Origin of the sequence: Campylobacter pinnipediorum subsp. pinnipediorum (genome assembly GCF_002021925.1) — a bacterium.
Taxonomy (GTDB): domain Bacteria; phylum Campylobacterota; class Campylobacteria; order Campylobacterales; family Campylobacteraceae; genus Campylobacter_A; species Campylobacter_A pinnipediorum.
In genome coordinates, this window is the sequence record NZ_CP012546.1 from 538,044 (window position 1) to 563,966 (window position 25,923).

General features: G+C 32.2%; 18 protein-coding genes, 2 tRNA genes and 3 rRNA genes. 13 read left to right on the forward strand and 10 right to left on the reverse strand.

The window, feature by feature from the left end:
* Nucleotides 1-957 precede the first annotated feature (957 nt).
* Together CPIN17260_RS02810 and CPIN17260_RS02815 are read left to right on the forward strand one after the other, a co-directional pair.
* Nucleotides 958-2,277, forward strand: a complete 1,320-nt coding sequence (locus CPIN17260_RS02810) for a major outer membrane protein (protein ID WP_078440533.1) — start codon at nucleotides 958-960, stop codon at nucleotides 2,275-2,277.
* Nucleotides 2,278-2,449: 172 nt separating this feature from the next.
* Nucleotides 2,450-3,007, forward strand: a complete 558-nt coding sequence (locus tag CPIN17260_RS02815) for a c-type cytochrome (protein WP_078440534.1) — start codon at nucleotides 2,450-2,452, stop codon at nucleotides 3,005-3,007.
* A gap of 241 nt (nucleotides 3,008-3,248) precedes the next feature.
* Here the strand turns inward: CPIN17260_RS02815 and CPIN17260_RS02820 are convergent, their stop codons facing one another.
* Together CPIN17260_RS02820 and CPIN17260_RS02825 are read right to left on the reverse strand one after the other, a co-directional pair.
* A complete protein-coding gene (locus CPIN17260_RS02820) occupies nucleotides 3,249-5,096 on the reverse strand; it encodes an aryl-sulfate sulfotransferase (RefSeq protein ID WP_078440535.1) in 1,848 nt (615 codons plus the stop codon).
* Nucleotides 5,097-5,278: 182 nt separating this feature from the next.
* Nucleotides 5,279-7,153 (reverse strand): aryl-sulfate sulfotransferase, encoded by a 1,875-nt coding sequence (locus CPIN17260_RS02825; RefSeq protein ID WP_078440536.1) that lies wholly within the window; start codon nucleotides 7,151-7,153, stop codon nucleotides 5,279-5,281.
* Between the two features lie 306 nt (nucleotides 7,154-7,459).
* Here CPIN17260_RS02825 and CPIN17260_RS02830 point away from each other — a divergent pair, with 306 nt between their 5' ends.
* The 8 genes from CPIN17260_RS02830 to CPIN17260_RS02865 all read left to right on the forward strand — a co-directional run bounded on the left by CPIN17260_RS02830 (nucleotide 7,460) and on the right by CPIN17260_RS02865 (nucleotide 14,827).
* Nucleotides 7,460-8,119 (forward strand): thiol:disulfide interchange protein DsbA/DsbL, encoded by a 660-nt coding sequence (locus CPIN17260_RS02830; RefSeq protein ID WP_069637188.1) that lies wholly within the window; start codon nucleotides 7,460-7,462, stop codon nucleotides 8,117-8,119.
* Nucleotides 8,120-8,128: 9 nt separating this feature from the next.
* A complete protein-coding gene (gene dsbI / locus CPIN17260_RS02835) occupies nucleotides 8,129-8,758 on the forward strand; it encodes a protein-disulfide oxidoreductase DsbI (protein ID WP_069638323.1) in 630 nt (209 codons plus the stop codon).
* Nucleotides 8,759-8,822: 64 nt separating this feature from the next.
* Nucleotides 8,823-10,484, forward strand: a complete 1,662-nt coding sequence (locus CPIN17260_RS02840; RefSeq protein WP_099046652.1) for a sensor histidine kinase — start codon at nucleotides 8,823-8,825, stop codon at nucleotides 10,482-10,484.
* Complete coding sequence (locus tag CPIN17260_RS02845) at nucleotides 10,484-11,161, forward strand: response regulator transcription factor (RefSeq protein WP_069633443.1); 678 nt, start codon at nucleotides 10,484-10,486, stop codon at nucleotides 11,159-11,161. The genes CPIN17260_RS02840 and CPIN17260_RS02845 overlap by 1 nt, the downstream gene beginning before the upstream one ends.
* Nucleotides 11,162-11,786: 625 nt before the next feature.
* Nucleotides 11,787-13,299: ribosomal RNA gene (locus CPIN17260_RS02850) — 16S ribosomal RNA — on the forward strand.
* A 136-nt stretch (nucleotides 13,300-13,435) separates the two neighbouring features.
* Nucleotides 13,436-13,511 (forward strand) — tRNA-Ala (locus CPIN17260_RS02855).
* Nucleotides 13,512-13,516: 5 nt separating this feature from the next.
* Nucleotides 13,517-13,593, forward strand: a tRNA-Ile gene (locus CPIN17260_RS02860).
* A 397-nt stretch (nucleotides 13,594-13,990) separates the two neighbouring features.
* Nucleotides 13,991-14,827 carry a DNA ligase gene (locus tag CPIN17260_RS02865; protein WP_226996962.1) on the forward strand — a complete coding sequence of 279 codons (837 nt, stop codon included), beginning with the start codon at nucleotides 13,991-13,993 and terminating at the stop codon, nucleotides 14,825-14,827.
* A gap of 64 nt (nucleotides 14,828-14,891) precedes the next feature.
* On the opposite strand, the gene CPIN17260_RS02870 is transcribed toward CPIN17260_RS02865, so the two are convergent.
* The 5 genes from CPIN17260_RS02870 to CPIN17260_RS02890 all read right to left on the reverse strand — a co-directional run bounded on the left by CPIN17260_RS02870 (nucleotide 14,892) and on the right by CPIN17260_RS02890 (nucleotide 18,923).
* Complete coding sequence (locus CPIN17260_RS02870; protein ID WP_078387501.1) at nucleotides 14,892-15,458, reverse strand: cytochrome b family protein; 567 nt, start codon at nucleotides 15,456-15,458, stop codon at nucleotides 14,892-14,894.
* Complete coding sequence (gene msrP, locus CPIN17260_RS02875) at nucleotides 15,458-16,381, reverse strand: protein-methionine-sulfoxide reductase catalytic subunit MsrP (protein ID WP_078387502.1); 924 nt, start codon at nucleotides 16,379-16,381, stop codon at nucleotides 15,458-15,460. The genes CPIN17260_RS02870 and msrP overlap by 1 nt, the downstream gene beginning before the upstream one ends.
* 73 nt (nucleotides 16,382-16,454) lie before the next feature.
* Nucleotides 16,455-17,159: a methyltransferase domain-containing protein gene (locus CPIN17260_RS02880; protein WP_226996991.1), complete on the reverse strand. Its 705-nt coding sequence runs from the start codon at nucleotides 17,157-17,159 to the stop codon at nucleotides 16,455-16,457.
* A complete protein-coding gene (locus CPIN17260_RS02885) occupies nucleotides 17,147-17,773 on the reverse strand; it encodes a pimeloyl-ACP methyl esterase BioG family protein (protein ID WP_069633439.1) in 627 nt (208 codons plus the stop codon). The genes CPIN17260_RS02880 and CPIN17260_RS02885 overlap by 13 nt, the downstream gene beginning before the upstream one ends.
* A complete protein-coding gene (locus CPIN17260_RS02890; RefSeq protein WP_226996992.1) occupies nucleotides 17,763-18,923 on the reverse strand; it encodes an aminotransferase class I/II-fold pyridoxal phosphate-dependent enzyme in 1,161 nt (386 codons plus the stop codon). Before CPIN17260_RS02890 ends, CPIN17260_RS02885 begins: the two co-directional genes overlap by 11 nt.
* A 575-nt stretch (nucleotides 18,924-19,498) precedes the next feature.
* On the opposite strand from CPIN17260_RS02890, the gene CPIN17260_RS02895 reads away from it, so the two are divergent.
* The 3 genes from CPIN17260_RS02895 (at nucleotide 19,499) to CPIN17260_RS09655 (ending at nucleotide 23,192) form a co-directional block, all read left to right on the forward strand.
* Nucleotides 19,499-22,404, forward strand: a 23S ribosomal RNA gene (locus CPIN17260_RS02895).
* A gap of 139 nt (nucleotides 22,405-22,543) precedes the next feature.
* Nucleotides 22,544-22,662, forward strand: a 5S ribosomal RNA gene (gene rrf / locus CPIN17260_RS02900).
* A gap of 278 nt (nucleotides 22,663-22,940) precedes the next feature.
* Entirely contained in the window at nucleotides 22,941-23,192 is a 252-nt protein-coding gene (locus tag CPIN17260_RS09655; protein ID WP_069637192.1) for a PD-(D/E)XK nuclease family protein, read from the forward strand.
* An 829-nt stretch (nucleotides 23,193-24,021) separates the two neighbouring features.
* Here the strand turns inward: CPIN17260_RS09655 and CPIN17260_RS09110 are convergent.
* Genes CPIN17260_RS09110 through CPIN17260_RS02915 form a run of 3 tightly spaced genes read right to left on the reverse strand, consistent with a single transcriptional unit; the run spans nucleotide 24,022 to nucleotide 25,797 of the window.
* On the reverse strand, nucleotides 24,022-24,177 hold the full coding sequence (locus CPIN17260_RS09110) for a hypothetical protein (RefSeq protein ID WP_157887326.1): 156 nt from the start codon (nucleotides 24,175-24,177) through the stop codon (nucleotides 24,022-24,024).
* A gap of 5 nt (nucleotides 24,178-24,182) precedes the next feature.
* Nucleotides 24,183-24,971, reverse strand: a complete 789-nt coding sequence (gene flgG, locus CPIN17260_RS02910) for a flagellar basal-body rod protein FlgG (protein WP_069632867.1) — start codon at nucleotides 24,969-24,971, stop codon at nucleotides 24,183-24,185.
* 19 nt (nucleotides 24,972-24,990) lie between these two features.
* Nucleotides 24,991-25,797 carry a flagellar hook-basal body protein gene (locus CPIN17260_RS02915; protein ID WP_069636902.1) on the reverse strand — a complete coding sequence of 269 codons (807 nt, stop codon included), beginning with the start codon at nucleotides 25,795-25,797 and terminating at the stop codon, nucleotides 24,991-24,993.
* Between the last annotated feature and the right edge of the window lie 126 nt (nucleotides 25,798-25,923).

Here is a 25,923-nt window from a genome sequence, read left to right on the forward strand (position 1 = left end):
TTATTTATCAACTAAAATAACATCGTATCTTCATTGTTGTTAAAACATAAGTCTGCTACTATTTATTTTTTATCATTATAATGACTAGATAATCAAATTTTATAAACTTAGCATATGATTTATAAACTATAAAATAGCATTCTTTCTAATCAAAAGTTGTTTAAAATAAAATTTGCTTTATAAACCCATAACATTTATAAAGGTTATTTATTCTTAAATCATGCTTTATATATTATTTTAACAATGTAAAATAATGTAATTTGCTCTATTAATCCAAGTGCTTAAACACTGCAAGGAAGATTTAGTGGTTATTTCATTTTTATTCTTGTTTAAAAATCTTAGTAAATTTCTATGCTTTACTTTATATAAAGAAAATAATAAAATTGCATTTTTAAAAAAAAGGATTAACACATAAAAAAGCTTATTTTTGTGGAGTTGATGTATCAAAAGATACTTTGGATTTATCTTTTTTAACAAACAACGATAATATAAAACCTAAGCAAGAAAAACTACCAAATAATAAAGAGGTATAAAAGTTTATTTTAATTTAATGATATCTCGAATATGTAAAAATAACTATCATAATATTATTACAAGAAGTTAAAGATAAAATACTCAATCCTTAATCCTAATAAAAAAACTCACTTTTTAAAACGGTTAACTTAGACTAAATCAAATATATATTAATCAAAAAGTTTTTAATGGCTATTGTTTTTTTGATATTAATCTTGAGTATGATAGCTATTTTTTATAAAAATATTTTTTATCTTCTCTTTTATATAGCTTAAAATTAAATATTATTTTTATTTTTTGTATCTAAAATGAGTGTAATTTGCCAAGTGCTAACTTTTGGTAATTTTTAGTAAACAATCGGTAATAAAATTATGAAATTTTATTATTATTTAAGCGTTAATTGCTTAATATTACGAGATTACAATTTTTTAAAGGAGAATAATTATGAAACTAACAAAAATTAGTTTAGCAGCTTTGGTTGCATTAGGAACTTTTTCTGTAGCATCAGCTACTCCACTAGAAGAAGCTATAAAAGGTATAGATGTAAGCGGTAGCTTATTGTATCGTTATGATAATGTTACAGAGAAAGAAACATCTAAAGAGAATGATAAGGCTAAAGAAGAAAAAGATTCTAAAGGACAAGCTAAGCTTAATGCAGCGCTTAACTTCAATGCAGCTTTAGCTGATGATTTCTTTGGTGTTTTGTCTCTAAAATACACAGCTTTAGATAAACTAGGACACACAATTGAAAAAGATTCTTATGATATTTCTAATACAAGAAATCACTTTGAAATTCGCCAGTTTTACTTAGGCTATAAAGCTGATAACACTACTGTAACAGCTGGTAAACAAGAACTAGGTACATTCTTTACAGATGATGCTGTTGGTACTGGTATTAGAGTTATTAACTCTGATATAGAGGGCTTAACTCTTGCTGCAGTTGGATTTGGTGCTATAGAAAACCATAAAATAGAATCAGATGGTGAGCTTTGGTCGCAAGTTCGCCAATTAAATAAAGTAAAAAGAAATAATAAACCAAAACAACAACCAGTACAAGTAGATGCTTATGATATAGGAAATCTTTATGGTCTAGCTGCTATGGGCAACTATGATCCGGTATCATTTCAACTATGGTATGCTACATTAGAAAATGTAGCTGATTTGTTTGCTGTTGAGTTAGCTGGTGATTTTGCTATAAGTGATGATCTTAGCTTTGGCTTAAAAGGTCAGTATGTAACTACAGATGCAGATGGTGAAATGAAAAAACAAGTTAAAGAATATAACGATGGTGATTTTTATGCATTTGAAGCTACTACAGCACTTTATGGCGTTGATCTAAGTGCTGGTTATGTTGGTTGGAAGGTAAAAACTCATAATGAAAAAAACGGTCAAGCAGTTGCAAAAGATAGTGTAACTTCATTTTCATTAGAAGATCAAGCTTCTTTGATAGAAGCTGGTGAAGAAAATCACTATGATTATACTTGGATGACTGGTAAAGGTGGATTCTTCTTTGCTACAGCTGGATATAACTTTGATAAGTTCTTTGTTGGTGTTGATTATAAAAATGGTCAAAACAAATTTGTTGCTAAAGATAGTGCAAAAGAAAAACATGAAGAGGTTGTGGGTAGATTGTCTTACAACTATAGCAAAAAACTTAAATTTACAACTTGGTATGCAGCAACTACTACTAAAAACGTAGATGGCGAAAAAGATAAAAAAGAAGATGGTAGTACTTATAGATTCCAAGCTAAATACTCATTTTAATAACTTATTGTTATTATCTTGATATTATCCCAAGTTAGGTTTATCCTACTTGGGATTTTTAAATTTTACACACTTTATTTATCATCTTTATTTTACTCAATGCTTTTATATAATTGATTTTTTTATGATATAATGATAACTTTAATAATTTTAATTTTATAAAAGGCAGAAAATGAAAATAATAAAAATTTTATCTTTGGCGTGCTGTTTAGGCTATTTTGCATTTGGCGCAAGCGAGGTTTATTATATAAAAGCCACAGGTGAGTTTGGAAAAAACCTTTCAGAAGTCGCAAAACAATATGCCAAAGATAATAATGCTAATGTAGATATCTTTGTGGATGAAGACCCTAGACATTACAAAGATACTAGAGTTTTAAAATTAGGTGTAAATAAAAGAGGACATTATTCTGCTTCTTTGGGTAAAGAACTTTATGAAAAGAACTGTATGTCTTGTCACGGTGAAGATATGCAAAAGCGTCCAAGTGGAGCAACTCCTCTTAAAAATATGAGCGCTGAGGATATAGAAGGTAGTGTTATATCCTATAGAACCGATAACGAATTTGGTGGTAGCAATAAAATACTTATGCGAGATGTGGCCAGAAAAATTTCAAATAGCGACCTTGGTGCTATAATATATTATATAAAAGGCAAAGATGCGTATTCAAGTGATATTAAATATGAAAATAAGCCAGTGTCTACAGAAAAAAAACAAGGAAGCTATCTAAGATAGTGTTTCTTAAGCCATAGATTGTGAATTTATGGCTTTATTTTTTTATTTTATTTCTTATTTAAATATACCAATAATATAAATATTTTTATTTTTTATACATAACTGCTTAATGATATTTTTTGAAAACATAGTTAAAATTTGCGTTTTTAGATAGGTTATAAAAATTTGTTTTTTGATATATTGTTTTAGATTGCTATTGATTGATAGTATATACGACTATAAAATTATAGCCGTATTGAGGTTATTTCTTTTTTTTATTAAATGCTTTTTCAAGACTTATAGGCATTGCTTGATAACCTAGACCAGCACCTTCAAATTTGATTTGCAAAGAAGGCTCTTTTGCACCCCAGTTAAACTCTAAAAGCTCAGGAGCAGGTTTGCCTTTATTTCCAAGTTCTGCTGTAGCAGAATACACAATAACAGAATCTTTGTCTTTTTGATATTCTACTATACTAGTAATAGGACTAAACCAATCACTTCCTCTATCTTTTCCATATTCCCAAACTTGCTGTATAGTCATTTTCTTTTGATCTATTTTATAAACAACAGCACGAGAGTATTTCATACTAGCAATAGCTGGCTGTTCCATACCTCTTGCATCACCATTGTCAAATACTGTAAGATAAACCACATCTTTATTTGACTTAGAGTCAATCAAAAATGCAGTATGTTGTGTCCAAGTCCAGTCAAATCCACCATTTTCATTTAGATATCCTGGGCATTTACTATACTCATCATCACAAACTATTTTTTTACCTTTTGCATCAACTGGTTGAAGTAGTTTATCTTGGAATTGTTTTCCCCAACCTTTATGAGCACCAGCTATCCATTTTACTTTTTTATCTCTACCTATCTTAATCATAGCACTTTGATGGCGGCTTGATATAATAATAGAATCATCATTTGGATCATAATCAACACTATTTACATGAGCCCAGTTTCTACCAGTACCGGTACTTGCAATATCGCCAAAGTTATTACTACTATCTAATTTTGCTATATCGGCTTCACTTAATGTATGACCTGCTTGAGAAGCATCAACATTCAAACAAACTGCACCTTGATCTAAGGCCATAATAACATCTTTTCTATATGGATCAAGTATTTCAAAAAGATTCCAATCATCTACAACATATCCATTTTCATCAACTTCCGCTACAACATCTCTAACAGTTCTTACATTTTTACCATCAGGTCTTTTTGTATTGGCCGAAGCAACTCTAAGTAAATAATGTCCATTTTGCATGTTATCCAAAGAATGTGAAAAGTCATTATAAGCAAGTGGTAAACGTCGGTTAAATATCTCTCTACCCATTAGATCATATTTTACATATCTTTGACCATAACCCCAAGTTAAAGCGCCATCAGAATTTTGTCTAAAGCCCATTTGAATACCGGTATTATAAATATCGCCTGGATTTAAAAGTTTGTCTTTATCAAAATACCATCTAACCTCGCCTTGAGTATCTACTATATATGTAAAAGAGTCATTGTTCCACTCTAAAGCACCACCAACTGGATTGTTCCATACAGCTTGAGCCTCTTTGCCATGAGAATTTTCTGCAAGATTATTTAAAAGATAAAGTCTATCTGCAAACTTCTTATCAACTTTTTTTACAGTAACTTTACTAAAAGGTATAGCTGGCTGAGATAATATACCAGATGGTATAAATCCAACTCCATTTGTTACAATTGTATATTTATCGTTAAATTTTTCATCTTTAATATGTAAACCACCTCTAGTATAACTAACTTCTACTTTATTTTCATAAGATGGGTATAAACCAAAAATAGGCACACCTCCATAAGTTTTAGCTATCTGATCATCAACTGTATAACTAATGGTTTGGCCGCCTTGTTTTGGAACAATTGTTACTTTTATATCCTTTAAAATATAACCACCATTGCCAACAACAGCTGTTAATGGAGTAAGACCATAAGGATTTAACCTAACTTCACCTATATGACCTTGAACTTGATATTTAACCTTTGGGCCACTAGGACCACCAACTGCAAATGCAGTTGTGCTAAGACCACCTACAAGCATTACAGCAACTAAAGCTGATGAGATTATAGACCTTGTTTTCATTTGTTCTCCTTTTAATAGGTTTTAAATGTAATTTTATATTTTTTAATTTTAAAATATTTTAATCATATAAAAATCACATAAAAATTAAAATTCATTTAAAAATATTAAAGTAGATTAAATAGAAGAGTTTTGTTTAAAAATACAAAAGTGGTTATAGCAAATACCACAACCACTTTTAAAAATTATTTCTTATTGTTCTTGTCAAAAGCTTTTTCAAGACTTAAAGGCATCGCTTGATAGCCTATACCAGTGCCTGTAAATTTAAGCTGAAATGATGGAGTCGTTGAGCCCCATTTAAATTCCAAAAGTTCGGGAGCAGGATCACCAACAGGCACACCTTTTGATAAATCAAACTGCATACCAGCAGTTGCTGAATAAACTACAATTGAATCCTTGTCTTTTTGATATTCTGTTAAACTTGTAACAGCACTAAACCAATCGCTTCCTCTTTGTTTACCGTATTCCCAAACTTGCTGTATAGTCATTTTCTTTTGATCTATTTTATAAACAACAGCACGAGAGTATTTCATACTAGGAAGAGCTGGTTGCTCCATACCACGACTGTCGCCATTATCAAATACCGTAAGATAAACCACATCTTTATTTGACTTAGAGTCAATCAAAAATGCAGTATGTTGTGTCCAAGTCCAGTCAAATCCACCATTTTCATTTAGATATCCTGGGCATTTACTATACTCATCATCACAAACTATTTTTTTACCTTTTGCATCAACTGGTTGAAGTAGTTTATCTTGGAATTGTTTTCCCCAACCTTTATGAGCACCAGCTATCCATTTTACTTTTTTATCTCTACCTATCTTAATCATAGCACTTTGATGGCGACTTGAGATAATAATAGAATCATCATTTTTGTCATAATCAACACTATTTACATGAGCCCAGTTTCTACCTATGCCAGTTCCTGCTATATCACCAAACTTGTCTTGTTTATCAAGTTTTGCAAGTTCTTGAGAACTTGTGGTATGACCTGCTTGAGAAGCATCAACATTCAAACAAACTGCACCTTGGTCTAGAACCAAAATAGCATCGGCTCTATAAGGATCAAGTATCTCAAACAATCTCCAATCATCAACAACATTTCCATTTTGATCAACTTCAACAATTGTATCTCTAACTGTTCTTACATTTTTACCATCTGGTCTTTTTACGTTAGATGTACCAACTCTTAGAAAATAATCACCATTTGAAGCATTTTTTAAAGAGTGTGAAAAGTCGTTATATCCAAGTGGTAATTGACGATCAAAAATTTGTCTTCCCAACAAATCATACTTAACATATCTTTGACCAAAACCCCAAGTTAAAGCACCATCCGCATTTTGTCTAAAGCCCATTTGAATACCGGTTTTGTATATATTACCATAATCTAATAATTTGTCTGAATCAAAAAACCATCTTACCTCGCCTTTTGTATCAACAACGAATGAATTTGATGAATCATTCCACTCTAAAGCACCACCAGCTGGATTATTCCAAGTAGCTTGAGAGCTTCTTCCAGGAGCTTTTCCTGAAACATTATTTATAAGATAAAGTCTGTCTGCAAATTCTTTTGCGGCAGGAGTTACAACTTTTACAGTGCCAAACAAAGGTCCTTTTTGCATAGTAAGCCCTGATGGAGTTAAACCTATACCGCCTGTTGTTATTGAATACTGCTCAGTAATTGTTTCGTTTTTAAAGCCAATGGCTGCTTTTGTATAAGTAACTTCAACAGTATTTGTATATGACGGATAAAGACCAAATACAGGTATGCCACCATAAGTTTTTAGAGTTTGATTATCTACCTTGTAACTAATAGTTTGTCCATCTTTTTTCGGAAGAATGGTTACTTTTACATCTGAAAGGATGTAGCCACCATTCATAATTATAGCTGTTAGCGGGGCATATCCATAAGGATTTAACTTAATAGCACCTATTTTACCTTGTACTTGATAGTCGTTTTTTGGTCCGCTTGGTCCACCTATGGCAAATGCAGTTGTGCTAAGTCCGCCGACTAGCATTGCAGCAACTAAGGCTGATGAAATAATACTTTTTGATTTCATTGATCTACTCCTTATTGATTTAATATTTTCAAATATTAAATACAAAAATTATTTTTTATATTTAATAAATTTATATATTTAAGTAATTCTATAAAAATAAAATAACAAAAAAATCACGCAAATATTAAAACAGTATTAATTCAATATACAAATGCACTAAATTATATATCTGGTTTAAATTTATATGTTACTGAGTAATTTTTAAATAAACAATATATTTAATCTTAAATTTATACTAGCGTTATTTTTTTGGAAGTTGGTTTGTATAAAATTACATTATCAAATTTTATCACAAGGAGTTTTATTATGAAATCTTTATTTACTAAGACAACTAAACTTTTGTCAGCTGTTGCTATCTTTGGTGCTTTAAGTGCAAATGCTTTTACAGAAGGAAAAGACTATATGAAATTAGAAAATCCTTTGCCTGTAGAAAACAATACACTAACAAAAGTATTTAGTTATGCTTGCCCATTTTGTTATAAATATGATAAAAGTGTAACACCAAAAGTTGTTGAAAAAGTTGCTGGTTTAAAATATGTTCCATTTCATCTAAAAACAAAGGGTGATTATGGTGAGGCTGGAAGTAAAATATTGGCTATTTTAGCTGTTAAAGATATGAAAAGTGGCACTAGTCTTTTAGATGAAAAATCACTATTTAAAAAAGCTAAATTTGCATACTATAAAGCCTATCATGACAAAAAAGAGAGATGGGATGCTGGTAAGAATGAAGCAGCTTTCTTAAAAACAGGTCTTGATGCTGTTGGTATGAGTATGGATGAATATAACAAAGAGTTACAAACTCCAGAAGTTCAAGACTTACTTAAAAAATGGGATGCTGCCTATGATGTAGCTAAAATTCAAGGTGTTCCAGCATTTGTTGTAAATGGTAAATATCTAATCTATACAAGTAGTATCAAATCAATAGATGGTTTTGCACAACTTATAGAAGAACTATTAAAAAAATAGGCTTTAAAAATGAATATAATACAAAAAATATCATCTTGGCAATATACTAGATACCCTTGGATATTGTTGATAATTGTAAGTGCGGGGCTAGTAATCCTAGCCCACTCTTTCTTTCAGCACTATCTTTATATGCCTCCTTGCGAGCAATGTGTATATATAAGATTTGCATTTTTATGTATGACTCTTGGTGGGATATTAGCAACAATAGACCCTAAGAAAAATTATTTTACACTACCTGGGTATGCTTTTGCTTTTTGGGGTGCGATACAAGGAATTATGTATAGTGTAAAGCTTGCTAGAATACATGCAGCAGCACATAGTGATGATCCTTTTGGTGTTCAAGGTTGTTCAACAGATCCAACATATCCATTTAACTTACCACTTCACATATGGGCCCCTGATTGGTTTTTACCTACTGGGGATTGTGGATTTGAAAACTCTGTAATACCAGATGGAGTTACTTTAAATAGCATTCAAGAATACTTCATAAACCTATATCAAGATGGCTGGTATTTGATACCTTCAAAACACTTTATGTCTATGGCAGATAGTACTTTACTTGGCTTTGTTGTTTGTTTTATTGTATTATTAGTGTTATTTACTAGTAAAATCATAACAACAGTTAAAAATCCAAAATAATAAAAAGGTCTATTATTAGACCTTTTTTGGTATAGTTGTTTTTATATTTCAAAAAGGAATATGAGTGCATTTTTTAAATGAGAAAAATTTAAAATTTTATACCATAATAATTATTTTAAGCATGTTGGTTGTATTTCTTGGGGTAAATATGTACAACAATGCAAAATACCAGATAACAACACTTTTAAACAAAAATTCGCAAACAACAAGTCAAAACATAGTTGAAGTATTTCATTTTTGGCTAAATGAAAGGATAAATTTACTTTCTTCGGCTTCTAAATTCATAGAAGCATCTAATGTTCTTCAAGATGAAGAAAAAATCAAAAAATTTACCAAAATATTTTTAAAAGGTTCTGCAAGTGGTTTTGATCTTATACAAATTTTAAATAAAGATGGAGAACTTTATATAAATGGCGAAAAAATTATAAATGAGTATGAAAGAAAAACAAGACTAAATTTAATATGGTATTTAGATACCAAAGAAAATCTAAAACCAACTGTGAATTTTATGCCAACTCATACAATTTTAAAAGAAAAAACACTAAATATATGTGTTCCAAACTATAAAAACAATAAATTTGAAGCCGCTATTTGCGGGATTGTAAGACTAGAAAGTCTTTTTAAAAATATAAATAATTTCAAACTTCAACCAAATTCTTACTCTTTTATAGTAACACATAGTGGTGAAATTTTAACCAAAATAAATGATTTAAATTTAAAAAATAAGATTCAAAATAAATTTAAAAGTATATTTTTGATAGATGAAGATATAACAAGCTTACAAGTAGATTCAAATTTTATATCTATTTCAGAAATTCCTTCACTAAACTGGTATATAGGAGCTGGGACAAACAATAAAGAAGAGATAAATAAACTTTTATCAACAATAACCAAAAATGCCATACTTGTTCTTTTTGCTTTTATATTACTAGCGGCTTTGGCAAATTTTTTACATAATTTAATGTATGAAAAAATTAAAAAAAGCAAGGACGAATATGAGCTTTTGCTTTCGCATAAAGCCAAAATGAGTGAAGCAGGAGAGCTACTAACTGGGATAAATCACCAATTTATCCAGCCTGTAAATTCATTAAATTTAATGATTTCAACCCTATTGATGTTAAAAAAAGAGGGTAATTTGGAAGATGGGGTTTTGGAAAGTATGCTGAGCAAAGGACAAAAATCAATCGTTCTTTTAAATAATACTATTGAAATTTTTAGAAATTTTTATAAAACCACAGAAAATATCAGCGAGTTTAGTATAAAGCAAAGCATTCAAAATCTGCTGACATTAATGCATACGGAACTAGCAAGAGCAAATGTTCATATTGTTTTGGATATAAAAGATGATAAACAAGTAAACCAAATAGAAAATATAATCCAGCAAATACTGCTTATACTTATTCACAATGCAAAAGATGCTTTAGCGGACAAGTTTAAAAACGACATACAAAAGAGAAAGATAACTATATCGGTAAAATTTAGCAACTTAAAGTGTTATATAAAAGTTAGTGAATTTGGTAGTGGTATAAATGAAATAATGATAGGTAAAATTTTTTCACAGCCAAAAACAACTAAAAAATATGGAAATGGTATAGGACTTTACTTTGGCAAAAAACTAGCAAATGAAAAAATTAATGGAGATATCAAACTTATAAAAAATGCAGAACCTACAGAATTTGAACTAAGTTTTGATATAAATTTAAAAAGCAAAAAGGAAAACCTATGATAAATGAATCTCTAAAATTTTTAAAAGACATATCAGTGCTAATCGTAGAAGATGATGATATGTCAAGAGAGCTTTTAGTAAGTGGTTTGAAACCTTATTGTAACAATGTTTATGGAGCAAAAGATGGGCTTGAGGGTATAGAAAATTTTAAAAAATATAAAGCAAATATCGTTATAACTGACATTCATATGCCAATAATGAATGGTCTAGAAATGATGAAAGAAATTTCTAAAATAAAACCTTATCAAAAATTTATAGTATTTACATCTTTTGATACTGATATGAATTTAATAAAGAGTATACAACAAGGTGCCGCTCTTTTTTTAAAAAAACCAATAGATATAAAAGAACTAAGATCTATGATAATAGCCCTAACTTATGAAAAAGATCAAAAACTCACAAAAATAAACGATCAGATAAGTATAAATTTAGAAAAAGAAAAGATATTTAAAAATGGAGAAGAAATTTACCTATCCTATCTTCAAAATAAATTCTTTTGGCTCTTTGCTTATAATCTAAATAAACTAGTTAGCTATGAGATGATAGAAGAGTTTGTGTATGGTAATGAGTATGTAAGTAAAGGTGCTATTCAAAACACTATATTAAGATTAAAAAGAGAGCTTGGCATAAAGCTAAAAAATGTATCAGAAACAGGATATATATTAACTTGTGATTAGTATTTTTTTACACAGCAAAATAGGTAGTGTATAAAAAATAAATTTAATAATTTGTTGTTTGAAGTTTAAGTATTTTTTTGTTAAACCAATTAAGGTTTTTAGTGGTTATATATTTTTTGTATAAATTATGGTGTCTATACTATAGATATCTAATTACAGAATACAATATTAATATACTTAATTATCATTATTTTATATCCATTTATATATTAAAATACAAACATAATAAACCTAGAACTCTCACCCCCCCCCACACAACAATCATCAACCTATATATACCCATAGAAACATAATCATAATTTCTATTATTTTCCATACTTTTACATAAAACCAACCCAAACTCACCCAAATTCAAATTATTTAAAATATTATTTTATATTTAAGTAGCATTTAAGCATTACTCTTATATAATTCCAGCTCACGATTTGAGAAACCACCTTTAACTTTTAGTTAATAAAGCTTTTCTTTTTAAATATCGTTGTTCTGTTAAATTATAAATGTTAAACTATTAGTCAATCTTTGAAATCTAAACAAGTGATCGATTGAGCCAGTCTATATTGTTTATAGACTTAAAACTGATTAACAAAAAAATTAAAGTTTTTTAGATTAAAAACTTCATATAAATTATATGGAGAGTTTGATCCTGGCTCAGAGTGAACGCTGGCGGCGTGCCTAATACATGCAAGTCGAACGGAGATTAATTAAGCTTGCTTTTTTAATCTTAGTGGCGCACGGGTGAGTAATGTATAGCTAATCTGCCCCTTACAAGAGGACAACAGTTAGAAATGACTGCTAATACTCTATACTCCTTCCAAACATAAGTTTGGTCGGGAAAGTTTTTCGGTAAGGGATGAGGCTATATTGTATCAGCTAGTTGGTAAGGTAATGGCTTACCAAGGCTATGACGCATAACTGGTCTGAGAGGATGATCAGTCACACTGGAACTGAGACACGGTCCAGACTCCTACGGGAGGCAGCAGTAGGGAATATTGCTCAATGGGGGAAACCCTGAAGCAGCAACGCCGCGTGGAGGATGACACTTTTCGGAGCGTAAACTCCTTTTGTTAGGGAAGAACCATGACGGTACCTAACGAATAAGCACCGGCTAACTCCGTGCCAGCAGCCGCGGTAATACGGGGGGTGCAAGCGTTACTCGGAATCACTGGGCGTAAAGGACGCGTAGGCGGATTATCAAGTCTTTTGTGAAATCCTATGGCTTAACCATAGAACTGCTTGGGAAACTGATAATCTAGAGTGAGGGAGAGGCAGATGGAATTGGTGGTGTAGGGGTAAAATCCGTAGAGATCACCAGGAATACCCATTGCGAAGGCGATCTGCTGGAACTCAACTGACGCTAAGGCGTGAAAGCGTGGGGAGCAAACAGGATTAGATACCCTGGTAGTCCACGCCCTAAACGATGTATACTAGTTGTTGCTTTGCTAGTCAAGGCAGTAATGCACCTAACGGATTAAGTATACCGCCTGGGGAGTACGGTCGCAAGATTAAAACTCAAAGGAATAGACGGGGACCCGCACAAGCGGTGGAGCATGTGGTTTAATTCGAAGATACGCGAAGAACCTTACCCGGACTTGATATCTAACAAATCATCCAGAGATGGAAGAGTGTCTGCTTGCAGAAATGTTAAGACAGGTGCTGCACGGCTGTCGTCAGCTCGTGTCGTGAGATGTTGGGTTAAGTCCCGCAACGAGCGCAACCCACGTCATTAGTTGCTAACGCTTAGGGCGAGCACTCTAATGAGACTGCCTTCGTAAGGAGGAGGAAGGTGTGGACGACGTCAAGTCATCATGGCCCTTATGTCCGGGGCGACACACGTGCTACAATGGCATATACAATGAGAAGCAATATCGCGAGATGGAGCAAATCTATAAAATATGTCCCAGTTCGGATTGGAGTCTGCAACTCGACTCCATGAAGCCGGAATCGCTAGTAATCGTAGATCAGCCATGCTACGGTGAATACGTTCCCGGGTCTTGTACTCACCGCCCGTCACACCATGGGAGTTGATTTCACTCGAAGTCGGAATGCTAAACTAGCTACCGCCCACAGTGGAATCAGCGACTGGGGTGAAGTCGTAACAAGGTAACCGTAGGAGAACCTGCGGTTGGATCACCTCCTTTCTAGAGTACAATGTATATTCTCTCACAAGATATACATCAAAGGAAAATATATCAATTGATCCTTGTTTAGTTTTGAAAGATTGACAGCTAATAATTAAATATATTTTATTTCTATTAGTATTTAGAAATTAATATTGGGGAATTAGCTCAGCTGGGAGAGCGCCTGCTTTGCACGCAGGAGGTCAGCGGTTCGATCCCGCTATTCTCCACCATTTAAGGGCCTATAGCTCAGCTGGTTAGAGTGCACCCCTGATAAGGGTGAGGTCACAAGTTCAAGTCTTGTTAGGCCCACCATTAATATAGTTTAACAATATACTCTTTTTAACTATTCCATATTTTTTTATCATTGTTTATTTTATTTATATCTAATATATTATAACTATTAATTTACTTTTTTCTTTTTTTGTTTTTATTACTTTTTCTTTTTTAACTTTTATATATTTTTTTTATTTTATTTCTTAATTTATAAATATAAAACTATATTAGATTAGTTTTTAAATTCTTTATTTTTTTTATTTCTTATTGTTTGATTTTTATAATAGTTCTTTGCTTAGATTATTTTATTTAAATTCTTATATATTTTAATTTAATGTTTTTTATTTTTTTATCTTATTTGGTTGTTTGTTGTTTTTTAGATATGATTGTGTAATGTCAATTTAATAAAAAATATTAAAAATCATAAAGGATATTGGTGGATAAAATTTTAAAGTTAATTGTTATTGTCTTTATATGTATTCAAAGTATTTATGCTATTGAATTAATGAAGCTTGGCACATATAAAGATCAGAATATAAGTGGATGGTATGCTAGTGAGAAGCTTGATGGCATAAGAGCTTATTGGGATGGTAAAAATTTAAAAAGCAGACAAGGTAAGATTATAAATGCACCTTCTTATTTTTTAAAAGCACTTCCAGACTTTGCATTAGATGGAGAACTGTATACTAAAACAGATGAATTTGAAAAAATACAAAGTATAGTTATGGATCAAACACCAAATGAAAAAGAATGGAAAAATATAACTTATTATATATTTGATGTGCCTAATACAAATGGTGGATTGATTGAGCGTTTGAAAGTAGTTCAAGATTATATAGATAAAAATTCCAACAACAATAATATAAAAAATCATATAAAGCTTATACCCCAAAAACTTATAACAAGCAAGAAAGAATTAGATAGCTTGTTAGATGAGATTATAAGTAGTGGCGGAGAAGGTGTTGTAATTCGCGCGCCAAACTCTAAATACATAAAATCAAGAAGTAATTTAAATTTAAAGTATAAACGATTTATTGATGAAGAGTGTAAGGTAGTGTCTATAAATAAAGGCAAAGGTAAGTATAAAGATATGATGGGATCAATAACTTGTGAGTTAGCAAATAGAATTAGATTTAAAATAGGATCTGGTTTTAGTGATGATAATCGTAAAAATCCACCAAAGATTGGGAGTATTATTACTTTCAAATATCAAAAATTAACAAAAAATGGTATACCACGCTTTGCTACTTTTTTAAGGGTTAGAAAAGATTGAGTTTCTAACCCTCTGCTTTTATCTAAGTAACGTAAAACCTATGCCTATTTTATTTGTGCTGTGGTTATATGCTTTGTGCTGTTTTGATTTTTTGTTTAAATATTAATTTTTTATAGCTTAATGCTATTAAAGCAATAGAATAAGTTACTAAAAAATATTCCACAAATCCTGGTGATTTTGCTGAACTAAAAATATGCATACTCGCAAAAAGTATTGCAAGATAAACTAATACTCTTCTGCTTTTACGATATTTTTGAAATTTATTTATACTAAGCACACTTGCACTAATTAAAATTAATGCCGAGATTAAACCTAGCCAAATAAATTTATTTCTTCCAAGCTCTTTAATAATTTCTAAAAACATTAACTCTTTATCTAGAACTACATAAGAATACAAATGAGCTATAACAAACATAATAGAGCTAAGCCCCAAAGCCCTTGCATATTTATGAAGTTTAAATTTGCTAAGCAATATACAAAAAGATATTATTCCCAAACTTGCGTAGCCAGTATATGAATACAATTTATCTAGCGGATCGGCAGTGTTTAAAGCCATATTTATTGTGCTAACTAAGACCACCGCACTTATAATAAGAGATGATATAAATATTGTTATAAATTTTAGCTTCATTAAAAAAACTTCTCCAAATCCATGCCATTATATAAACTTGCTACTTCATCGTAACCATTAAACATTAGAGTCTTTTCTCTCTTAAAGCTTCCAAGTACTCGCTCATTTGCCTGAGACCATCTTGGATGATCTACGTTCGGATTTACATTTGCATAAAAGCCATATTCATTAGGTGCTAATTGTTCCCATGTTGTTTTTGGTTGTTCTTTTACAAATTCTATTTTTGCTATGGATTTTATGCTTTTAAAACCATATTTCCAAGGCACAACAAGTCTTAACGGTGCTCCATTTGCTCCGCCAAGCGGCTTATCATACATTCCAAGTGCTATTATTGTAAGCGGGTGCATAGCTTCATCCATTCTAAGACCTTCTACATAAGGATATGGTATATTTGGAAATGTTGATTTTTGATCTGGAAATTTATTTGGATCAAGAAGAGTTGTGAATTTTATAAATTTTGCTTCATTTGTTGGCTGTGCTAATTTTATCAGCTCTCTTAACTCAAATCCAACCCAAGGCACTACCATACCCCAAGCCTCAACACATCTAAAACGATAAACTCTTTTTTGTAGTTTAAATTTAAGCATATCATTTATGCTTAAATTCATAGGTCTTTCACACTCTCCACCTACACTTACCATCCAGCCATCTGTATTTAAATCCTTTGCTTGTTTGGCAGCCGCTGTTTTGTTCGTACTAAATTCATAAAAATTTACATAGCTACTTGCATTTTCATAAGAAGTTAATTTTCTTCCGGTTTCATTATTTGCTTCCAGGTTAAGAATATTTTGAAATATCTCTTTTTCATCTTGTATAAGACCTAGTTCATTGGCCTTTGCATTTATAGCGGCAAGACTTGCCATAGCGCCAAGTTTTAAAAACTCCCTACGCTTATTAAAAAATCTTTCATCAGTTATTTGCATTTTTATTCCTTACATAGTTTTTTACTAATTATATAGATAAATTATTAATAAATAAAAATTCTTGTATATAAAATTACTTTTTTGCGATTATATAAATAGGTTCGTATGTAAGTGTATTTTTAAACTCATTTTCACATTTTGCTAATATGCTTTTACTAAGATAAATATTTCCTAGGCTATTTACACCACTATTTTTTAGGTGTCTAAAAAGCTCTAAGGGATTATTAAATTTAAGTTCGTACAATTCACTTTTTATTTTTACATCTTTATAGCTTTTGCATAAGTTTTTTAATTCATTTATATCAAGATAGCTAAGACCAAGACCTGTAAGAGTATATATTTGTTTTAAATTTTCTTTTCCAAATGTACTTATAGCTAAAACTCCATTTTCTTTTAAGTGCTTGCTAAGCAAGGGGATTATTTTGCTAGCATCTAGCCATTGCAAACAGGCATTTGAAATTATTAAATCAAATTTTCCAATATCACCAAAATCTGATATTTTATTCATATCTATAGCTTTGAAATTTACATTTTTTTCTTTATAATCTATTTTATAGTCGTTTATATCGCTACTTAAATACTTCTCGTAGCTTATATGTTTACGGATTATTTTACCAAGCTCGTCTTGTCCAGAGCCAAATTCCCAGATTTTACTATAATGTGATTTTTTTCGTGCTAATAACTCTTTAAGTAGCCTTTCTCTCATAATCTTTTGAATTTTAGCTTCTTTTTCATAGGTGTCTTTCGCCTTTAAAAAATTATTTGCTACTCTATCCAAAACTCATCCCAGCTTTTAAATTTATTAAATACAAAATGCCCAGCTTCTATGGTGCTTAGTTTTTCTTTGAAAAATTTTTGCATTGCTGTAGGTGGAAATATTTTATCACTTGCTCCAGCTAGGGCCTTTTGCCAATTTGTATTTATGGGCTCGTTTTGGCATAAGTCAAATAAGTATTTTAACTCTTTTTTATAATCTCTTTTTGTATCGATAGCCAAATCCTTAGCGCCCATATTTTTTATAAATTCATTTGGCTCAAAACTTTCTATGCTTCGTTTAAAAATCGCACCATGTATCCCATAAACTCTATCAATTCCGTAAGGTGTGCCGCCTATTGCTAGATTAAAACTCAATTTTTGTTTATTGTTTAGCAATAAATTAAAATCAATTCTTGAAGCTACTCCAACTCCCATACTAAAGGCAATTATTTGTATATTTGTGTATTTTGATAGTAAATCTTTTGAAAAATTTAGACTTTCATATTCGTATATAATGGCAATATCAAACTTATCGCTAATTTTTAAATGTAAAAAATGGCTTGGTTCGCTTGCAAATCCTGTGAAAAATAATAGTAAATTCTCTGAATTATTTTGTGCTAAATACTTAAATTTCATCACAAACCACCTCTATAAGCTTATTTAAATCTTGTAACTTTATAAGTGAGTTTAGTGAAATTCTAATACGAGAACTATTTGGAGCGACAGTCGGCGGTCTTATAGCTGGTGCATAATATCCGTTTTGTTCTAGATTTTTTGCTAGCTTTGTTGCCATCTCACTACTTTTTGTAATTATACTGATTATATGTGCATCACCTATTGCATTTATTTTATTGCTGGCTAGGGCTGATTTAAAATCAAAGCTTAGTTTTGTTAACTCTTTTCTTTGAGTGTCCATACCTTCTATTTTTTTAAATATGAAATTTGTGTAGGCTACATTTATCTGTGGCAATGCTGTTGAGTATATAAGACTTCTTGCTTTGTTTACAAAAAATTCTTTAAAGCTTTGCTCACAAAGCAAGGCTGCGCCTACACTTGCTAGCGCTTTTCCAAATGTATACACCACAAAATCAACTTCTTTGGCAAATCCACTAGCCTTTACTAGCCCAAGTCCATTTTCTCCACAAGCTCCAACACTATGAGCTTCATCTATATATAGTAATATATTTTCATATTTTTGTTTTAGATTTACCAGACTTGCTATATCTGCAAAATCCCCGTCCATACTAAAAATAGCCTCTGTTAAAACTATAATATATTTAAACTCATTTTGGTTTTTTTGTATCAACTCTTCTAAGTGCTTTAAATCATTATGTCTATATCTTTTAAAGCTAGCCCAACCTTGCTTTAAGCCATCATACATACTTGCATGTGCTTGTCTGTCTATTAAAAAAAGAATATTTTTTATCCCACTAAGTGCTGATATCACTCCTACATTTAGATGGTATCCGCTATTAAATAATAAGGCTTGTTTGTTGTTTTGATATGAGTTTTGTAAATATTGTTCTAATTTTTCAAACTCATTATGATTACCACTAAGACTTCTAGAACTAGACGCACTAAATTTTAAAGGCTTATTTAATATACTTTTCATAAACTCATCATCAAATATCTGTGTAGATGCTATACCAAGATAGTCGTTGCTTGTTAAATTTAATAGTTTGTTTTTATTTTTTATTATATGCAATCCATTAGTTTTTATATTTTGTAGCTCTCGTTTTTGAAAATTACTTTTTAGCTCTTCTATGATATTATCAATTTCTATCACTTGTGTCCTTAAATTTTATACTACTTTAAAATTTATTCTATCATTATACATTTTAAACCGCTATTATACATGGAAATTACTATTAGCTTTCTCTAAATTCCAACAAACTAAAATATTTTTATTTTTTTTATAACATTAAGCACATATTAAGCATTACTCTTATATAATTCCAGCTCACGATTTGAGAAACGGAGTTTATCTCCTTTAAAATATTAAGTCAATATTTTATTTTTAAACAAATCGTTGTTCTTTTAATTACAATTGTTAAGAGTCACAAGCAAGTTTTAATAAAAACAATTTTACAGGACTTGTTAAAGATTTAAATATCTAATCTCTTGTATATAAATACAGAAGTTTAACATCACAAGATATTATAGGATTAAAACTTATCTATATTATCTGTTAATGCTTTCCGTCTTGGGGATTATGTGTTTAGATTTAGTAACTACATAGTAAAAGTATAATTATTATATTTTATTTATTATGTATAACAGTTACCTTTAACAAGGAAGTGATGCGAATTAGAATATAACAAAAAATATACTAACAACTTATTATGTATTAATAGGTAAAAAAGGTAAGCTACTAAGAGTAAATGGTGGATGCCTTGGCTAGTAGAGGCGATGAAGGACGTGCCAGGCTGCGATAAGACTCGGGGAGCCGTCAAGGGGCTTTGATCCGGGTATTTCCGAATGGGGCAACCCAACTGATAGCGATGTCAGTTACCATATAATGGAGCAAACGTTGGGAATTGAAACATCTTAGTACCAACAGGAAGAGAAATCAAAAGAGATTACGCTAGTAGCGGCGAGCGAACGCGTAAGAGGGCAAACCACTAGTTTACTAGTGGGGTTGTAGGACTGCAACATAGACTAAACAAAGCTAATAGAATAACCTGGAAAGGTTAAGCGTAGAGGGTGATACTCCCGTATATGAAAGCGATGTTTTACTTAGCAGTATCCTGAGTAGGGCGGAACACGTGATATTCTGTCTGAAGCTGGGTAGACCACTATCCAACCCTAAATACTACTACTAGACCGATAGCGAACAAGTACCGTGAGGGAAAGGTGAAAAGAACTGAGGTGATCAGAGTGAAATAGAACCTGAAACCATTTACTTACAATCATTCAGAGCCCTATGATTTATCAGGGTGATGGACTGCCTTTTGCATAATGAGCCTGCGAGTTGTGATGTCTGGCGAGGTTAAGGAAACCCGGAGCCGTAGCGAAAGCAAGTCTTAATAGGGCGATTAGTCAGATGTTGCAGACCCGAAACGATGTGATCTATCCATGAGCAGGTTGAAACTGGTGTAAGAGCCAGTGGAGGACCGAACCCGCTAGCGTTGAAAAGCTATGGGATGACTTGTGGATAGGGGTGAAAGGCCAATCAAACATCGTGATAGCTGGTTCTCTCCGAAATATATTTAGGTATAGCGTTGTGTCGTAACACTAGGGGGTAGAGCACTGAATGGGCTAGGGCATACACCAATGTACCAAACCCTATCAAACTCCGAATACCTAGTGTGTAATCACAGCAGTCAGGCGGCGAGTGATAAAATCCGTCGTCGAGAGGGGAACAACCCAGACTAACAGCTAAGGTCCCTAAATCTCATTTAAGTGGAAAACGATGTGAAGTTACTGTAACAACCAGGAGGTTGGCTTAGAAGCAGCCATCCTTTAAAGAAAGCGTAATAGCTCACTGGTCTAGTGATTTTGCGCGGAAAATATAACGGGGCTAAAATGAGTACCGAAGCTTTAGACTTAGTTTTACTAAGTGGTAGGAGAGCGTTCTATTCAGCGTTGAAGGTGTACCGGTAAGGAGCGCTGGAGCGGATAGAAGTGAGCATGCAGGCATGAGTAGCGATAATTGGGGTGAGAATCCCCAACGCCGTAAACCCAAGGTTTCCTACGCGATGCTCGTCATCGTAGGGTTAGCCGGGTCCTAAGCAAAGTCCGAAAGGGGTATGCGATGGAAAATTGGTTAATATTCCAATGCCAACATTATTGTGCGATGGAAGGACGCTTAGAGTTAAAGGAGCCAGCGGATGGAAGTGCTGGTCGAAAGGTGTAGGTTAAGAATCAGGCAAATCCGGTTCTTTTTAAGCCGAGACCCCACAGGCAGACAACATTCTTCGGAATCGAGTCTGAATCCTTGATACTGTCGAGCCAAGAAAAGTTTCTAAGTTTAGATAATGTTGCCCGTACCGTAAACCGACACAGGTGGGTGGGATGAGTATTCTAAGGCGCGTGGAAGAACTCTCTTCAAGGAACTCTGCAAAATAGCACCGTATCTTCGGTATAAGGTGTGCCTAACTTTGTTAAGGATTTACTCCGTAAGCATTGAAGGTTACAACAAAGAGTCCCTCCCGACTGTTTACCAAAAACACAGCACTCTGCTAACTCGTAAGAGGATGTATAGGGTGTGACGCCTGCCCGGTGCTCGAAGGTTAATTGATGATGTTAGCTCTGCGAAGCATTTGATCGAAGCCCGAGTAAACGGCGGCCGTAACTATAACGGTCCTAAGGTAGCGAAATTCCTTGTCGGTTAAATACCGACCTGCATGAATGGCGTAACGAGATGGGAGCTGTCTCGAAGAGGGATCCAGTGAAATTGTAGTGGAGGTGAAAATTCCTCCTACCCGCGGCAAGACGGAAAGACCCCGTGGACCTTTACTACAGCTTGACACTGCTATTGGGATAAAGATGTGCAGGATAGGTGGGAGGCTTTGAGTATATGACGCCAGTTGTATATGAGCCATTGTTGAGATACCACTCTTCTTTATTCTGATAGCTAACTGGCATGAGTTATCCTCATGCAGGACAATGTCTGGTGGGTAGTTTGACTGGGGCGGTCGCCTCCCAAAATGTAACGGAGGCTTACAAAGGTTGGCTCAGAACGGTTGGAAATCGTTCGTAGAGTATAAAGGTATAAGCCAGCTTAACTGCAAGACGTACATGTCAAGCAGGGACGAAAGTCGGTCTTAGTGATCCGGTGGTTCTGTGTGGAAGGGCCATCGCTCAAAGGATAAAAGGTACCCCGGGGATAACAGGCTGATCTCCCCCAAGAGCTCACATCGACGGGGAGGTTTGGCACCTCGATGTCGGCTCATCGCATCCTGGGGCTGGAGCAGGTCCCAAGGGTATGGCTGTTCGCCATTTAAAGCGGTACGCGAGCTGGGTTCAGAACGTCGTGAGACAGTTCGGTCCCTATCTGCCGTGGGCGTAAGAAGATTGAGGAGAGTTGACCCTAGTACGAGAGGACCGGGTTGAACGAACCACTGGTGTACGAGTTGTCCTGCCAAGGGCATCGCTCGGTAGCTACGTTCGGATGTGATAAGAGCTGAAAGCATCTAAGCTCGAAGCCAACTCCAAGATGAATCTTCTTTTAAGAGCTCTAGTAGACTACTAGTTTGATAGGCTGGGTGTGTAATTGATGAAAGTCATTTAGCTGACCAGTACTAATAGCTCGTTTGCTTATCTTTTTAAGCATCACTTCCTTGTTAAGGGTAAAACCTTATACAAGAAAAGATTGTTTGATAAAACAAGCTTTACTCTTAACGATATAATTTAACACAAACAGTGTTAAATAAGAGATTATATTTAAATCTTTTATTTAACACTGCTCGTGGCTATACAGACGAGGAAACGCCTTGCTCCATCTCGAACCAAGAAGCTAAGCTCGTCCTGGCTGATGATACTCTCTCTTACTGGGATGTCGGGAAAGTAAGTCGCTGCGAGCTTTGTTTATTCTTTCTTTTTATAAATCCAATTAGTTTCTCTTTATTCATATATCTTTATTTATTGTATATCTTTATTTCTTATTCTGTTTTATTTTTTTTATTTAATAAATTTAAATGTATTTTTTATTCTTTTATGTTATTGTATGTATGTATGTATGTATTTTAATAAATTTAAACAAGCCTTTTAAAAATACAAAGAAGAAAGCAAAAGATAAAAGTGCGGCTTGCACTATTATAACATCTCTACAATATTTCTAAAAGGACACGATTAGGTAAGATTGTATTTTAATTTTATATATTTATCAATAAACCCGCAATCAGAATATTATCAAGATGAGTTGTTTTTATCTAAATTTATAAAAGCCTTATGCATGCAAGATTTTAGGATTGATTGTAAAAGCATAAAAGTCTATAAAGAATATAATATTATAAATATTTTTGTCACTGATAATTATAAACATATAACAATAGAAAATAAAATTTACATACAAGACAAAAAATACAAATACAGTGATATATTGAAAGCATAAAAAAGATTATGGGTTAGAAAATTGAAATAATGTCTATGTTATATATCTAACACTTAAAGGACACGGAAAACTATCTGATTATAGCAAAGATGATTATAGATTAGTTCAAGACAATAAATATCTACAAACATATAATTTATAATAAAGAAATAACAAATTGGCTTAATGATATTAAAAACATAACTGACTTATATGTCTTTATAAAGCATTACAAGAATGCCTTAAACGAGTTGATAAATCCAAAAAAGAAATAAATAATTATAGACAATAAGAAAAAGTTATAAACTAGTTAAAGAAATAAATGAAATTTTATCGATGCAAAACATAAAATTATTAATGATTTTATAAATACAATCGTAAAATAACTTCAAAAAAGAAGAGTTTGAAAACGCATACAAATAAAAATACAAGAATTAACAAATAAACGTATATATTAACAATTATCAACTATCTATAAAAAAATAACTTGAGAACAAAGAACATCGTTTTGAATTTACGCTAGAACTTTATGCTGATAATTCAGCGTATTATGGAATTAGTAAAATAGTTGATTGTAAAAAATTTCTTTTTTAAGAAACAAAGAAAGAGCTACTAATTGGTTGTTAAATTTAAAATACTTTGATATTAATAAAAAAATAGATGGTGATTTTGCAAAAGAAATATAAGAAAGTTTAAATTATAAAATAATTGCAGATATAATATATAATTATAAAAAAATGAAAATTAGACGGATGAAGCAAACAAAAACATCTAAAAATTGATAATTTAACATTATCAAATCAAATACCAAATGCTTATTTAGTATTTGGTATTTCAATAAAAAATTAAATCATTTAAACCCATAACTATCTTTTAGCCTTTTAAGATTTTCATTTCTTATATTTCTCGTATCAACTTTATTATCTGAATTATTTTCATAAAAATAAAATATATCAACTATCCAAAGGACAACTATAAAACTAATAATAACAAAAAAATATATCATTTTATCTACCTTTTAAGTCCATTTACGATTTCAAGCATAGAGTCACTTGTTGTAATTGCCTTGGAGTTTGCCTCATAAGCACGCTGTCCTGTTATAAGGTCAGTCATCTCCTCAACAAGCTGAACGTTGCTCATCTCAACAAAACCTTGTCTTATTGTTCCAAGCCCGTCAAGTCCAGCAATACCTACAACAACATTACCACTAGCACTAGTTTGAAGATAGTTATTGTCTCCCATTGAATGAAGCCCTGCCGGATTTATAAAATTTGCGAGTTCTATTTGTCCTATCTGATTTGTTTCTTGTTCCCCAGCTTGTAAAACAGATATCGTTCCATCGGTGCCTATTGAAATTTGAGTAGCATTAGCTGGTATTGTGATTTGTGGTATTAGTTGATATCCATCTGAGTTTACAACAGTTCCATTAGCATCAAGTTTAAAAGCGCCATTTCTAGTATAAGCAGTAGTTCCATCAGGTAGCTGAACTTGAAAAAATCCATCACCAGCAATAACCATGTCAAGATTATTCCCTGTCTCTTTAAAATAACCCTGAGAGAAAATTTTATTTATAGCAGTAGGTCTAACACCAAGACCAACCTCTATGCCAGTAGGACTTGTTGTTGTCTGGCTTGTAGCTGTTCCAGCATATTCCATAGTTTGATACATCAAATCAGCAAATTCGGCTCTGTTTTTCTTGTATCCGTAAGTATTAACATTTGCGATGTTATGCGAAGTAACATCTATTTGAGTTTGCTGAGCTATCATTCCTGTAGCTGCAGTATAAAGAGATCTCATCATAGTTTTATCCTTTTGTTATTTAAGCTTTTACTGCACCAAGTTTTGTGACAGCATCTTGATTCAGATCGTTCATATGGGTATTCATAACCTTTTGATACATATCAACCATTCTTTGAGTTTCTATAAGCCCTACCATCTCTGTGACTGGATTTACATTCGACATCTGAGTATATCCTTGCAAGAGACTACCGGTATCATCTGCGTCTCTTAACTCATCTAAATTTTTCAGTTCAAACAAATTAGCCCCAATTTTTTCTAAGTTTCTAATCTCTTTTGGTTGTGCGATAAAAAACTTAGCAAAAGCCTTATTGTTTGAGTATAAATTTCCATTTTTATCAGATGTTATGTGTGTCCCCTGAGGTGTTTGAATACCTCTTTCATTTTGTTCTTGATAGTTACTAGGTAAAACACGAAAACCATCTTTATTTACTATAAAACCCTCGCTATCTAGTGTAAAGGCTCCATTTTTTGTCAATTTAGCACCATTTGGAGTTTGAACTAAAAAAAACAAATCCTCTCTTTTTAAAGCAAAATCTAATGTATTTAGGCTATGTTTTAATCCACCAGCGCTAAAATCAGTATATTGTTCACTCACCTGAGGAACTCTATCAATAGTGCGGTTTAGATATTTTGCACCATCTCTTGTATGATTTTTTAGTGGTAATTCATCTTGAGTTTGTTTAAAAATTCTTTCAAAATCACCTATAACAACATCATCTCTTTTAAAGCCTATTGTATTTACATTTGCTAGATTATTTGATATTACATTTAATCTATTAAATTGTGCAACCATCGCTCCGGTTGCTTGATAATAACCATTTTGCATATTTGTCCTAAATCCAAAATAATATTTAAAAATTAGCTAAAGCAAATAGCGTTCCACATTTAAATTTATATATTTTTAATAAAATTTCGGTATAATCCATAACTTTTTATCATATTAAATTAATGA